Genomic DNA, 13,160 nt, shown 5'->3' with positions numbered 1-13,160 from the left:
ATGAATTCAAAAATTGAAACGGCCGGGGCGCCGCGAGTCAGCGCACGTGATGCGCGGACGTGACATCGGCTGCCTCGGAGGGCATGTCGATGTGGGGATGGGAGGTCAAACAAAAACCGGATCGTTGTCCGGCTTGTAATATCTAGAAATTATAGCGAGAACAATTCTCGTTTGTGCGGGAATGTAGAGAAATAAGCCTTTTTTAAAGGGCTATTGTGAGCAAAATGAAAGCTGATTGACTTATGAAAGACGCGCATCGCGCATTGCTTCACAGGTGTTGCGCAGCGACGCTGCGCGAGGCTCAATCCGTGCGATGTCGCGCGCGTGTTCCGGCACGCAGTATCGAGAACAACGGCCACCCGAGATTCACGCCGAGACTCGCCACGACGATCAGGACCATTCCCGCGAGTTGCGCCGGTGAAAGCGCGCGACCGTACACGAGCGCGTCGACCACGATGGCCGTCAGCGGATACACGAACAGCAGCACTGCGATGATCGGCGTGGTCAGCTTGGGCAGCGCGCCATAGATCAGCACGTACGACAGGCCGGTGTGCAGCACGCCCATGCCGACCAGCCAGAACCACTGCATCGGCCCGATATGTTGCGCGGTCAGCGGCGCGATGAACGGCAGACACACCACGCCGACAGCACACTGCGCAAGCGTCAGCAGATGCGGACGCAAATTGCCGAGCCCTTTCGCGATCAACGTGACGGACGCATACAGCACCGAGCCGACGAGTGCTTCGCCAATACCGATCAGGTAGCTCGTATGCCCCTGCAGATTGTCGGCGGCCGCGACACCGGAGGCCAGCACCAGCCCGACGAACGCGGTCGCGATCCAGCCGAGGCGATCGGCGCCGAGCCGCTCGTTGAACAACGCTGCGCCGATCAGTACGACCCAGAACGGCTGCACGTGAAACACCACGGTCGCGACCGCGATGCTGGTGCGATGGATCGCGTCGAAGAAACCGACCCACTGCGTGACCATCAGCACACCTGAAATCAGCGCGAGCGCGACCGTGCGGCGCGTGAAATGCGCTCGCGTGAAAAAGCCTTTCCACGCGCAGTATGCGGCGAGCGCGAGGAAACCGAACAGGCAGCGAAAGAACACCAGCGTGAGCGCGCCGAGCCGCGCTTCCTCGACGAAGATGCCGAGCGTGCCCATCAGAAGCCCGCCGCTGGCCAGCGTGATGGCGCCTTGTTGACGTTGGGTGAGGGACATGCCGGGCGTCTCCGTGATCGTAAAGCCCGAGTATTGCGTGGCTTGCGCGGCACCGGCAAACGAATTAAATTGAGAAATTCCATAAACTGGATTGATAAATCATGCACCCGGAATTCGACGTCGATTTGCTGCGGACCTTTCTGGCGGTCGTGGACACGGGCAGTTTCACGAAGGCCTCGACCACCGTGCATCGCTCGCAGGCAGCGGTGAGCATGCAGATCAAGCGTCTTGAAACGATGCTCGGCACCACGCTGTTCGCCCGCAATACGCGCAATCTGTCGCTCACGCGGCCCGGCAATACGCTGCTCGAATACGCGCGGCGCGTGCTGGCGCTGCATGAGGAAGCGTGGTCCGCGATCGTGCGGCCCGAGGTGAGCGGGCGCGTGGTGCTCGGCGCGCCGGACGATTACGTGTCGTCGTTGCTGTCGCCGGTATTGCGGCGTTTTTCGAACCTGTATCCGCATGTGGAGATCGAAATCGTCTGCGCGCAGAGCACGTCGCTCGCGCCGATGCTCGCGGACAACAAGATCGATCTCGCGTTCGTCACGCGCGACCGCAAACTGCGCGGTGAATTCGTGCGCAGCGAACCGATGGTGTGGGTGGGCGCGTCGGAGGATACGCCGGTGCTGGCGGCGTCGCCATTGCCGGTGGGACTGTACGAACCGGGCTGTGTCGCGCGGCAGCACACGCTCGCCGCGCTGGACGGCGCGCGCATCCGCTATCGCGCGGCGTTCAGCAGCGCGAGCCTGATGGGCCTCGTGGCAACGGTGGATGCCGGGCTGTCGGTGATCGCGCTCACGCGTTGCAGCGTGCCGTCACGATTCGCGATTCTCGGCGAAGCGCAAGGCTTGCCGACAATCGCGCCGCTGGAAATCGTGGTGGCGCGCAGCGCGAAATCGGATCGGCCGACCTGCGATTATCTGGCTGCGCAGATGGTGCAGGATTTGTCGGTGCGCCCTCCGGCGAGAGACGCCCAGTCAGGCCGTGGCACAAACCACGCCGTCTAGATCCGCGGATACGCGGTGACTTCGCCATCCACTGCCAGCCGCACGCGCTCGCCGGGACGCGGCGTCAGATAGCCCGGCACGCGCGCGCGAAGCTGCGTCTGCGTGCCGGATTGCAACTGCAGCGCGACGGCCGCGTCCTGCCCCTGGAAGGTCACTTCGCGCACGATGGCGTCAAACGATGCCGCACCGTCGGCCGGCGTTTCTTCGGCGCGCAAGAGGCGGATCTGCTCGGGCCGCACCATCACGTCGACGGCGCCGTTGCCCATCGGCGCGCTCAACATCAGTTCGCCCAGTTCGCAACTCACACGGTCTTGTCGCACGACACCCGGCAGCAACACCGCCTCGCCGACGAACGACGCGAGATCGCGCGTCACCGGCCGCCGGTACAGCGTTTCCGGCGTCGCCGTCTGGATCAGCTTGCCGTGCCACAACACGGCGACCTCATGACCGAGCGACAACGCCTCCGACTGATCGTGCGTGACCAGCACCGCTGTCGCGCCGGCCGCAGCCAGCGCACTCGCGACAGCCTGGCGCGTTTCGAGCCGCAGCGCGGCGTCGAGCGACGAGAACGGCTCGTCGAGCATCACCAGCGTCGGCGACGGCGCGAGCGCGCGCGCCAACGCGACGCGTTGCTGTTGTCCGCCCGACAACTGCTGCGGCGCGCGTTCGGCGTAGTCCGCGGTGAGGCCCACCAGTTCCAGCAGCTCGGCCACGCGATGCCGCGCACGCCGCTGCGTACGCGGCAGGCCGAACACGATATTGTCCGCAACCGACAGATGCGGAAACAGCGCGCCTTCCTGCGGCACATAGCCGATGCGGCGCTGTTCGGACGGGATATGCAGGTTGTCGCCGGCCACCATGCGGCCGTCGATTTCGACACTGCCGCGGTCCGCGCGCTCGAAGCCGCACAGGAGCCGCAGCAACGTGGTTTTGCCGCTGCCGGACGGGCCGAGCAGCGCGAGCAGCGTGCCGCGTTCGACGGACAGATCGATGCCGTGCAGCACCGGATGGCCGTCGAACGATTTTTGCAGTCCGCGGATACGAAGTTCGCTCATGAAAATCCGATAGAAAAAGCAGGGCGTCGGCCGCTCACGCGCGTTCGCCGAGCAGCGCCGATTTGCCGAGCAACGCGAACAGCAGCCCGGAGGCGAACAGGGAAATGCCGGTCAGCAACGCCGCGTACGGCGCGGCGGCGGCGAACGCCATCGTCGACGTATCGGCCCAGACTTGTGTCGCGAGCGTCTGGGTGTCGATCGGCGAGAGCAGCAGCGTCGCGTTCAGTTCGGTGACGACCGAGATGAACACCATCGCCGCGGCCGCGCCGAGTCCCGGCCCGGCGAGCGGCAGGACGACGCGAAACAGCGTCTGCGACCAGTTGAGACCCAGCGCCCGCGCGGTTTCTTCGAGACGCGGTTGCGCCTGCATGAAGGCGGCGCGCACGCTGACCAGCGCGATGGGCATGAACAGCATCGAGTACGCGATCACCAGCAGCGTCGCGCTTTGATACAACGGTTGCAGCGCGTGGACCGCGAGCGACACGATCGCCAATGCGATCACGAGACCCGGCACGCCTTGCGCGAGAAACACCGTGCGTTCGAACAGCGTGGCGACCCGTGTCGGATAGCGCACCAGCAGGAACGCGAGCGGTATCACGAGCAACGTGGTGAGCACCGCGGCCGCGAGGCCGAAACCGAGCGACGTCACGGTCGCGTTGAACAGCAGTTCGGGCGACACGTCGGCCGGCGTGACGGCGGCGGCTCCGGGCTGCGTCAGCCAGTAGCCGATCATGCCGAGCGGCACGCCGAGCGTCGCGATCGCGAGTGCGGCGAAACCGGCGACGACGATCCAGCGCCACGCGCCGAGCTCGTAGCGCAGCACCGCGCGACGCGTGCCGCGATCGACGCGTTCATAGCGCGCGGCGCCCCGCACGCGAAACTCGAAGGCCAGCACGACGAGGCAGATCACGATCAGCAGACAGGCGAGCAGGGAAGCACCGCCGCCGTCGAAACTGGTGCGATATTCCGCGTAGATCTGCGTGGTGAACGTGTGAAAGCGCAGCAGCGTGAACGCGCCGAACTCGGACAGCACGCCGAGCGCGACCAGCAGCATGCCGCCGAGCAGCGCGGGCCGCAGTTGCGGCAGCACGACCCGCACGAACGTGGTCCAGCGGTTGCAGCCGAGCGAGCGCGCGCTTTCTTCGAGCGCCGGGTCCATGCCGCGCAACGCGGCGGCCACCGGCAGATAGACGAGCGGGAAATACGCGGAGGTGAGCACCAGCAGCGCGCCGTTGAAGTCCTGCAGATCGAGACTCAGCGACACCCATGCATAGCTCGAGATAAACGCCGGCATCGCGAGCGGCGCGGCGCTGAGCACGGCCCACGCGCGGCGTCCGGGCAGATGCGTGCGCTCGACGAACCATGCGGCGGCCGTGCCGATCACGGCAGCGGCGACGGTGGTCGAGACCGTGATCGTCAGCGTGTTGATCAGCAGTTCGCCGACCAGCGGCCGGACGATCAGATCGATCGCTTCGCGGATCCCGAAGCTCGCGGCGCGCCAGAACGTAAACGCAATCGGCAGCAGGACCAGCAAAGCGCTGAGTGCTGCTGCCGCGAACAAACCGCGCGGTGCGCGCAAACGGCTGCGCACCGCGGCGGTCGTTACAACCGGTGGCCCGGCTGACAGAGCTTCGCTCATTTACAGCAGACCGGCCTGACGCAGCAGCTTGCCGGCCTGGCTGTCGTCGCCGAGTTGCTGGATGCTCAGCGCGGGCGGGTTCAGTTCGGCGATCGGCTTGAGGATCGGGTCCGGTGCGACGCCCGAGTGCAGCGGATATTCGAACATCACGTGGCTGTTCGCCATCAACTGCTGCGCGCGTTCGCTGACCAGGTACGCGAGGAATTTCTGCGCGCCGTCCGCGTTATGCGCGGACTTCAGCACCGCCGCACCCGACACGTTCACGAGTGCGCCGGCGTCGCCGTTGCCGAAGTGATAGATCGCGCTGCGGGTTTTCGAATCGCCGATTTCCGCATGCAGACGCGCCCAGTAGTAGTTGTTGATCAGACCCGTCGCGACGCCGCCACGGTTGACCGCGGCGACCACGCCTTCGTCGTCGTCGAAAATCTGCGAGTTGGCTTTCAGGCCCTTCAGCCACGCGACGGTTTGCGCTTCGCCTTTCAGCGCGAGCACGGCGCTCACGAGCGGCAGGAAGTCGCCGTCGCTCGGCGCGATGCCGACCTTGCCCTTCCACTCCGGCTTGGCCAGATCGAACAGCGATTGCGGCAGTTGCGACGGTTGCAGCTTCGCCGTGTTGTACGCGAGCACGTTTTCACGCGCGGTCACCGCGACCCATACGCCGGCCGGCGAGTTGAAGCGCGACGGCACGGTGGCGAGCGTCGAATCGGAGACCTTGCTCAGCAGGCCTTTCTCTTCGAGCAGCATCAGCTCGGGCGAGTTTTCCGTGAAGTACACGTCGGCCGGTGTGGCGGCGCCTTCCGTCACGAGTTGCGCGGCCATCGCCGGGCCTTCGCCGTTGCGGATTTTCACCGAGATGCCCGATTGCTTCTCGAAGTCCTTCGCCAGCAGATTGACGACCTGTTCGTGCTGCGCGTTATACAGCGTGATCGATGCCGCGTGTGCCGCCGACGGCACCGTCGCGAAAGCCGCGAACGTCAGCGCCGCGGCGCTGCTGATGAGGCGCAGACGCGCGCCAAACCCGATTTGAGCCATGATTCCGAAGTCCGTTATTAATGGTGTGGTTGATGATGTTGCGTGCGTGTTGCGGCGTTATGTCTCGAACAGCCCCGCGCCGATATACGAACCCGGCTTCGCGCCCGGCGGCACCGCGAAAATCGCGCTGCCGACGTGCGTCGTGAACTGGTTCATCATGTCGAACTTCGCGAGCCTGTCGTTGATCGGAATGAAGCCGGTGCGCGGGTCGCCCTGATGCGCGACGAAAATGAGACCCGCGTCGTACTCGGTCTCCTGGCGCCATGGCGGCCAGCGCTCGATGTAGAAGTTGGTGCCGTCGTTATACGAATACGAGCGGCGCAGAATCTGCGCACCGTTGTTGCTCGCCTGATTCGACAGACGCACGTGCGAGTTCTCCGGAATCACCGGATTGCCGTCCTTGTCTTCTTCCTTCAGGTCGACGGCGTCGAACTCGTTCTTCTTGCCGATCGGCGCGCCGCTGTATTTGTGGCGGCCGAACACCTGTTCCTGGAAATCCAGTTCGGTGTTGTCCCAGTGTTCGAGCGTGATGCGGATGCGCCGCACCACGGTGTACGTGCCGCCTTCCATCCACGGTGCGTCGGGCGTGGCGCGCGCCCACACGAATTCGTTCATCAAGTCCGGCTTGGCCGTCGACGGATTGTTGGTGCCGTCCTTGAAACCCATCAGATTGCGTGGCGTCTGGCCGCGCGGACCCGACAGGAAGCCGGACTGGCCCCAGCGCATCGCCGCGACGCCGTACGCGTGACGCGACAATTGCCGGACCGCGTGAAACGCCACTTGCGCGTCGTTCGCGCAGGCCTGGATGAACAGGTCGCCGCCGGTCTTTTCGGGGATCAACTGATCGCCGTTGAAACGCGGCAAATCGACGAGCGCGGCGGGGCGGCGCGATGCGAGCCCGTAGCGGTCCTTGCCTTCATGCGTGAAGAGACCCGGGCCGAAGCCGAACGTGATCGTCAGGCCGCACGGGCCGAGGCCGAGCACGTCGCCGGAATCGGGCGCGGCCTTGTTGGCGTCGGCGTCGCCTTGCGGCAGCGGCGCGGCCGTGTTGCCTTGCGTAAGACGCGCGGCGGCGTCGGTCCACGCGCGCAGCAGCGCGATCACGTCGTCGCGTTTGTCGGTGGTCAGGTCGAGCGCGGCCACATACGTGTGGCTCTGCTGCGACGTGACGATGCCGCCCTGATGCAATCCGTAGAACGGCTCGACGGCCATCTGCGGATCGACGCTGTGAGGTGCCGCTTTCGCGAGCGCGGCCTGCGGCGCGAGCCCTGCGCCGAGCCCCGCGCCTACCGCGGCGCCACCCGCCTTCAGAAAGCCGCGCCGTGACGGCCGCGGCGGTTGATCGTTTGCCATGATGACTTCACCTTCCGGCTTTCAATAAAAACGCTTATTTGGCCAGCACCAATGTGTTGACGTCGTCCTGCACGTAGTAGAAGCCGTCGCCTTCGGGCGTCATCGCGAGACCGAACAGATCGCCGTTACCCGGCGGCGATTGCGCCTTGTCGGTGTCGATCCAGCGCGCGTAGATCTGCTTGCCGGTGGCCGGATCGATTTCGACGATCTGGCCGTTCAGCGCGTTCGTGACGAGCAGGTGGCCGTTGGGCGCGGTGATCATCGCGAGCGGGCGATGCAGCAGGCCGTCCGCGGTCAGTTGACGGCCGACGCCGGCGCTGGTGTCGCGCGTCATCGGATCGTCGATCTCGGTGACGCGGTTGCCGATCGCATCGGACACGTACAGCTGTTTCTGGTCGGCGGAAAGCGCGAGGCCGGTCGGGCCGACGAGGAACACACCCTTGTCGGCCTGCGCGCCGAAGCCGCTGCCCACCACCGTTTCCTTCTTCACGACCGGCGGCTTGCCGGCCGGCACGTCGAGGTCGAGGCGCAGCACGGTGGCCTGCTTGAACACCGGCGGCGTGCCGTCCGCGCCGCCCACGCCGAAGCCGGCGTTGCTGACGAACAGCGTTGCGCTGGTGCCGTTGTCGACCACCGCCATGTTGCCCCACGGGTCATTGATGTTCGGGCTCGTGATGGTCGATGCGATCTGGCCGTTCGGGTCGATCACGATCAGGCAGCCGGCGCCCTTGGTGCCGGTCGTGCCGTCGTTGCTCGGCGTGCTGCCGACGATCACGTAGCCCGATTTGAGCATCGTCATCGCGGTGGACAGGCCGATCCCGCCCGGGCATTCCTTCAGATCGCGCGGCACCTTCGCGAACACCGTCATCTGTTTGGTGTCCGGATGATAGTTGATGATCGTGCTGCCGGTGCCTTGCAGATTGGTCGAGTTGTTGAAGTTGCCGACCAGCACGTCGCCCTGCTTGACGGTGCCCGCCGTGACCGGCGCGACCACGACCGCGTACGGGTTCTGGTCGCCGTTGTCCGGCACGGTATTGATCAGCGTGGTGTGATGCTTGACGGTTTCGAGGAAACCTAGCGGCTCGGCGCGTGCGACGCCCATGGCGGCCAGCGCGGCAGCGCCGACGGCCGTGGCGATCAGGGCCCGCGCGGCGCGCGGCGAAAAGAGGCGCGTGGGTCGGTTCATGAGTGGGCCTCCGTGCTGGCGCACGAAATGGTGAATGCGGTCATGATCGAAAGCATGAAGTTCGTTTTACGGGAAGCGTGAGTCATAAAAGGCGCGGTCGTCATCAGAACGTGATGTTGGTCCGCACGCCGACCACGAATGTGTTGCGCAGCGGTTGTGTCGGATCGCTCGGGTTCTGGCCGGCGCCCGCGTTGAACGTGTATTGCGCGTCGGCCTGCAGTTGCCACCACGGATTCACCTGATATTGATAGGTCGCTTCGAGCGTGGTTTCGTTGGTTCGTACGCCGTAAGGACCGGCGCTGAACGCGCGGGCGTCCTGATCGAGTCCGTTGACGTTATTGCCGACCTTGATATACGTGAGCGCGATGCCTGCGCTGTCGTAGTCGCGGCCCTTGAACGGCGCTTTCAGCACCACCCCGACGTTGGCCGCGAGGCTGACCAGATTGCGGTCGCCCGGCGCGCCCATCACGCGGGCGAACACGCCGAGGCTGCGCGGCTCGTCCGGGTCCGGACGCCAGATCATCTGGTCGGCCACCGCGTAGATGCTGTAGTCGCCGTGATGGTTCTGCGCGGTGCCGTTGGTGGCCGCCAGATTCGCGAGCGACACGCCGTTGGTGTCGTAACGCTGGTCGGCGAAACTGCCGTTGTTGTACCAGAGCCCGAGCTTGTACGTGCCGGGCAAACCGCCGCCGCCCATGCCGACCATTTCGCCGTCCGCCGGCTGGTTGATCGCGTACTGCAATTCGCCGATGAACAGCGTACCGTTGTGCAGGTTGAAGTTGGTGCCGCTCTTGTTGTCCGGATTGTTGCCGAGCGGGTCGCCGTCGAATACGCCTGCGAGCGCCGTCAACGAAGGCGTGATCTGGCCGCGCACACGCACGCCGAGGTCGGCGAGCGGATAGGCCGGGCCGCCCGAGGGCATGTCGTACGAGGGCAGCGCCGGCCAGCCGAACATCGTATTGACGAACAGCGCCGAATACGAGCTGGTGATGAATTCCTGGTCGATACTTTGCTGACCGATCTTCACGTCGACGCGCTTGTTCAGGAACGATTGCTGATACCACAACTCCCACAGGCGTGTGGTGTCGTCGGCTTCGATCCCGCTCGCCGTATTCAGCGTGCCGAGTTTGTTGGCGCTGAGGTTGGCGCCGTGAATCTGCAGCGCGCTCGCGTTGAAGAGACCGCCCGGCAGACCGAACGCCTTTTGCGTATCCAGTTGCACGGTCGCGGTCGTCAGGCCGTCGTAATCGGCGCCGCGCGCGAGGCCGCCGCGCAGGTTCGCGAGCACTTCGCTGGTTTCGGTGAGCGCGAACGTCACGCCGTATTTGCCGAGCCACGGGCGCAGTCCGCCGATGTCGCCGAGCAGTGTCTGGCGATTCCACACGCCGGTCCACTGATCGGTCTGCGTCGCCTTGATGTTCAGGTCGGCTTCCGGCGCTTCCGGCGCGGCGTCAGGGTTCGCTGCGGCCATCGCTGCGCCGGCTGTCAATGAGGCCCACGCGAAAGCGGTGCAAAGAACCACGCGTCGTTTCGACGGCAGACGCGAACGGCGCGTAACACTGTCGCGGAGCGAACGCGCTTTTGCAGCGGGTTCGTCGAGTTGAACGAACGTCATCGAAATCCTTTTATTGTGTTGTATCGACCAATTTCGTCATCGCGGCATGCGTCACCAAGGCCCCCCGGCGTTGGCTGCATTCGTACGCGATGCTCGATGAAGCGGATGGGCCAAATCGTACGCATGCAGCCTGGGTGCGTCAACACAAATGAGAACGATTCGCATCAATATTACTGACATATAACCCTTGTCTTTACGGACTGATACAAAAGAGTATTTGTGTGTAATTAAAAAAGAATTCGAATGTAATGATTTGGTATGCGTGTAGTCATACAGAACGCTCGACGCCATGCGATGTCGAAGCGCACGAGTGCCCCGAAAGAATCAAGTCAGGAGATTGAAATGAATAAACGCAGATTGTTGGTTTCGTTGCTGGCGAGCGCCGGTTTGGTGATGAGCGCCGCGGCGAATGCGCAGTTGAATCTGAAGCAGTTCGGCATAGGCGGTGGCAGCGGTTCGGCGGATGCCGGTGCGACTGCGTCGTCAGGCGGCGTGTCGCAGTTGTTGCAATCGTATGTGGGCGCAAATCAGCAGGTGTTGAGCGGCCAGTCGAGTCTTGCTTCGGCGATGGGTTTGAGCGGCGCCGCCGGTCAGGCGCAACAGGCCGCGGGGCTGCTGAGCGGCGGCACGCCGTCGGTGAGTCAACTGACGCAGGTGGGCAGCACGCAGCAGTCGCTCTCGCAGACGTTGACGCAGGCATTCGCCGGGCAGGCGAGCGGCGGCGCGTCGACACCGGTCAACAAGCAGGCTTTCACCGACGGTCTGACATCGCTGGGTAAGGGCGTCAGTCAGTACTCGAGTCTGCAGTCGGGATTGGGCAGTGTGGGGCAGATGAATCCGTCGTCGTTGCTTCAGTCGGGGCTGAACCCGCAGACGGCGCAGAGCGCTTCCTATATCGCTCAATCAGCACCGGGGCAACTGCAATCGTTGATGTCGACGCTGAGCTCGGCGGTGCAATTCGCGTCGAGTCACGGCATCAGCGTGCCTTCTATCGCGACGTCGGCGCTGAAAGGCGGGATGTAATGCGGTGTGTGCCTGCAAAGCTTTGTCAGTGCGGCGAAGCCTTGCAGGCCGGTTACGCGATGCCGACGATCGACCGCGAAAACGCGCAACACGCTGGCTGCACATCAGAAAAGCTATGATGACTGCTCAGTTAGTCGCTCAGTTAGTCGCTCAGTTGGCCGCCCGATCAGACGCCCGGCGGCGCACTATCCATAGCTCATAGAGACACCAGACAATGTCCCACTCAGTCGACCTTGCACGCTACTTCACCCGCATCGGCTATCAAGGTCCGCGTGAACCGACACTCGACGTGCTGCGCAATCTGCAAGCGCTGCACCCGCGCGCAATCCCTTTCGAGAACCTCAATCCGATCACGCGCCGTCCGGTCAAACTCGACCTCGAATCGGTCGAAGAAAAACTCGTCGCGCAGCACCGCGGCGGCTACTGTTTCGAACACAACGCATTGTTCGCCAACGTGCTGACGCAGTTGGGTTTCAGCATCGCGCCGCTGCTCGGGCGCGTAGTGTGGGGCCACCCGCTCGATGCGATCGTGCCGCGCACGCACATGGTTCTGCGCGTCGACATCGATAACGAAGCATGGATCGCCGACGTGGGTTTCGGCAGCGTGACGCTCACCGCGCCGTTGCGTCTCGCGGCCGGCCTCGCGCAACCCACGCCGCTCGGCACGTTTCGTCTTGCCGACGCATCGCACGGCGCGCTGCAACTCGAGGTGCAGTCCAAAGACGACTCGTGGGCGCGCATCTATCGTTTCGACTTGCAGCCGGTCGAGTGGGTCGATTACGAAACGTCGAACTGGTACACGTCCACATCGCCGGATTCGATCTTCGCAAGCACGTTGATCGTCTGCCGCGTGCTGCCGGAATCGCGTCTGTCGCTGTTCAACGATCAACTGAACGAGCGTGCCGGCAACGGTCAGCTCATCAGCGAACGAACGCTCGCCAGCGCAGACGAATTAGCTGCGTGCCTGCACGAAGCCTTCGGTCTGAATACCGGCGACATCGACCTCGCCGAACTGTTCGAACGCGTGCGCTCGCGCGCGGCACCCGCATAAACGGGCATCGCGATGATCGCGCGCCTCGTCCTGCAAACGGTGGTCTGGCTGGCTTGCATGGGCGCGTTGCTGTTCGGCGCGGCCGGCACGCTCGCATGGCCGGCCGCGTGGTGGTATCTGATCGAAACGGGCGCGTTGAGTTTGTGGATCGGCCTCTGGCTTGCACGCCACGATCCCGGTCTGCTCGCCGAGCGGCTCACGCCTATCGTCCAGTCGCAGCAAAGCCGCTGGGATCGCATCTTCATGGTGGGCGTCGCGCTGGCGTGGTGCGCGTGGCTCGTGCTGATGGGATTCGACGCGCAGCGTTTTCGCTGGTCGGCGCCGATGCCCGTGCCGCTCGTCAGCCTGGGTTCGCTGTGCGTGTTCCTCTGCCTCTTCATGTGCCGCTATGTGTTTCAGGCGAACAGCTTCGCGGCGCCGGTCGTGAAGATCCAGACCGCGCGGGGGCATAAGGTGATCGACAGCGGCCCTTATGCGTATGTCCGTCACCCGATGTATTCCGCCGCGCTGCTGCTGTTCGTCGGCACCCCGTTGCTGCTCGGCTCGTGGTGGGGGCTCGCGTGCGTGCCGGTGCTGGCGATCGGCATCGGCTGGCGCGCGGTGCGTGAAGAACGCGTGCTGGTCGAGCAACTCGACGGCTACACCGACTACACCACGCGCGTGCGTTATCGCTTCATCCCGCACGTCTGGTAATACGCCGGTTCACCCTGTGATTCCGCGCTTCGCCGCACCCTCCGGCGCAAACCTGTCTAGACAAAACGCACCACGCTGACGCAGCCTGCACGGTGTCGTGCACCTCTTCCTGCCTTTCGAAATGCCCTCAAAACCCTTGTCGGACGGTGCTGACTAGGGGTTTGCCCGATGATTTCGGCAATTTCATGCAAATCCTCTTGCGATCGATTTTTGACTCATGCAAGCTTGTCTATACAAATTACGCGGCAGTTAAAAATCAGTTCGACGGTTTCCCCAATCCAAGG

At 64.2% G+C, this 13,160-nt stretch carries 11 protein-coding genes; 4 read left to right on the top strand and 7 right to left on the bottom strand.

Features of this window, described 5'->3' with window-relative positions; translation table 11 throughout:
* Window positions 1-301: 301 nt before the first annotated feature.
* Window positions 302-1,222, bottom strand: coding sequence for a DMT family transporter (locus tag PQQ51_RS10555; RefSeq protein ID WP_408496714.1), 921 nt, complete (start codon window positions 1,220-1,222; stop codon window positions 302-304).
* Window positions 1,223-1,323: 101 nt separating this feature from the next.
* Here PQQ51_RS10555 and PQQ51_RS10550 point away from each other — a divergent pair, with 101 nt between their 5' ends.
* Window positions 1,324-2,229, top strand: coding sequence for a LysR substrate-binding domain-containing protein (locus PQQ51_RS10550; RefSeq protein WP_408496713.1), 906 nt, complete (start codon window positions 1,324-1,326; stop codon window positions 2,227-2,229).
* Here the strand turns inward: PQQ51_RS10550 and PQQ51_RS10545 are convergent.
* From PQQ51_RS10545 to PQQ51_RS10520, 6 genes are all read right to left on the bottom strand, one after another.
* The gene (locus PQQ51_RS10545) at window positions 2,226-3,284 is read right to left on the bottom strand and encodes an ABC transporter ATP-binding protein (protein WP_408496712.1); all 1,059 of its coding nucleotides are present in this window, start codon (window positions 3,282-3,284) and stop codon (window positions 2,226-2,228) included. The genes PQQ51_RS10550 and PQQ51_RS10545 overlap by 4 nt on opposite strands.
* Before the next feature lie 34 nt (window positions 3,285-3,318).
* On the bottom strand, window positions 3,319-4,923 hold the full coding sequence (locus PQQ51_RS10540; RefSeq protein ID WP_408496711.1) for an ABC transporter permease: 1,605 nt from the start codon (window positions 4,921-4,923) through the stop codon (window positions 3,319-3,321).
* Entirely contained in the window at window positions 4,924-5,955 is a 1,032-nt protein-coding gene (locus tag PQQ51_RS10535; protein ID WP_408496710.1) for an iron ABC transporter substrate-binding protein, read from the bottom strand.
* Between the two features lie 57 nt (window positions 5,956-6,012).
* The gene (gene efeB, locus PQQ51_RS10530; RefSeq protein ID WP_408496709.1) at window positions 6,013-7,308 is read right to left on the bottom strand and encodes an iron uptake transporter deferrochelatase/peroxidase subunit; all 1,296 of its coding nucleotides are present in this window, start codon (window positions 7,306-7,308) and stop codon (window positions 6,013-6,015) included.
* A 34-nt stretch (window positions 7,309-7,342) separates the two neighbouring features.
* Window positions 7,343-8,494, bottom strand: a complete 1,152-nt coding sequence (locus tag PQQ51_RS10525) for an NHL repeat-containing protein (RefSeq protein WP_408496708.1) — start codon at window positions 8,492-8,494, stop codon at window positions 7,343-7,345.
* A gap of 103 nt (window positions 8,495-8,597) precedes the next feature.
* On the bottom strand, window positions 8,598-10,109 hold the full coding sequence (locus PQQ51_RS10520) for a carbohydrate porin (protein ID WP_408496707.1): 1,512 nt from the start codon (window positions 10,107-10,109) through the stop codon (window positions 8,598-8,600).
* Between the two features lie 342 nt (window positions 10,110-10,451).
* Between PQQ51_RS10520 and PQQ51_RS10515 the strand changes: the two genes are divergently transcribed.
* The 3 genes from PQQ51_RS10515 to PQQ51_RS10505 all read left to right on the top strand — a co-directional run bounded on the left by PQQ51_RS10515 (window position 10,452) and on the right by PQQ51_RS10505 (window position 12,876).
* Entirely contained in the window at window positions 10,452-11,132 is a 681-nt protein-coding gene (locus tag PQQ51_RS10515) for a hypothetical protein (protein ID WP_408496706.1), read from the top strand.
* Between the two features lie 214 nt (window positions 11,133-11,346).
* Window positions 11,347-12,183, top strand: coding sequence for an arylamine N-acetyltransferase family protein (locus tag PQQ51_RS10510; protein WP_408496705.1), 837 nt, complete (start codon window positions 11,347-11,349; stop codon window positions 12,181-12,183).
* A gap of 12 nt (window positions 12,184-12,195) precedes the next feature.
* On the top strand, window positions 12,196-12,876 hold the full coding sequence (locus tag PQQ51_RS10505) for a methyltransferase family protein (RefSeq protein WP_408496704.1): 681 nt from the start codon (window positions 12,196-12,198) through the stop codon (window positions 12,874-12,876).
* The last annotated feature ends 284 nt before the right edge of the window (window positions 12,877-13,160 follow it).

The sequence above is a fragment of the Paraburkholderia xenovorans genome, from assembly GCF_046030735.1.
Lineage (GTDB): Bacteria > Pseudomonadota > Gammaproteobacteria > Burkholderiales > Burkholderiaceae > Paraburkholderia > Paraburkholderia xenovorans_A.
This window is presented reverse-complemented; position numbering and strand designations above follow the sequence as displayed.

Bases quoted from the DNA above. Each gene is read 5' to 3' on its own strand.
- efeB (WP_408496709.1), bottom strand. From the start codon at position 7,308: ATGGCAAACGATCAACCGCCGCGGCCGTCACGGCGCGGCTTTCTGAAG.
- PQQ51_RS10545 (WP_408496712.1), bottom strand. From the start codon at position 3,284: ATGAGCGAACTTCGTATCCGCGGACTGCAAAAATCGTTCGACGGCCAT.
- PQQ51_RS10515 (WP_408496706.1), top strand. From the start codon at position 10,452: ATGAATAAACGCAGATTGTTGGTTTCGTTGCTGGCGAGCGCCGGTTTG.
- PQQ51_RS10525 (WP_408496708.1), bottom strand. From the start codon at position 8,494: ATGAACCGACCCACGCGCCTCTTTTCGCCGCGCGCCGCGCGGGCCCTG.
- PQQ51_RS10540 (WP_408496711.1), bottom strand. From the start codon at position 4,923: ATGAGCGAAGCTCTGTCAGCCGGGCCACCGGTTGTAACGACCGCCGCG.
- PQQ51_RS10505 (WP_408496704.1), top strand. From the start codon at position 12,196: ATGATCGCGCGCCTCGTCCTGCAAACGGTGGTCTGGCTGGCTTGCATG.
- PQQ51_RS10550 (WP_408496713.1), top strand. From the start codon at position 1,324: ATGCACCCGGAATTCGACGTCGATTTGCTGCGGACCTTTCTGGCGGTC.
- PQQ51_RS10510 (WP_408496705.1), top strand. From the start codon at position 11,347: ATGTCCCACTCAGTCGACCTTGCACGCTACTTCACCCGCATCGGCTAT.
- PQQ51_RS10520 (WP_408496707.1), bottom strand. From the start codon at position 10,109: ATGACGTTCGTTCAACTCGACGAACCCGCTGCAAAAGCGCGTTCGCTC.
- PQQ51_RS10535 (WP_408496710.1), bottom strand. From the start codon at position 5,955: ATGGCTCAAATCGGGTTTGGCGCGCGTCTGCGCCTCATCAGCAGCGCC.
- PQQ51_RS10555 (WP_408496714.1), bottom strand. From the start codon at position 1,222: ATGTCCCTCACCCAACGTCAACAAGGCGCCATCACGCTGGCCAGCGGC.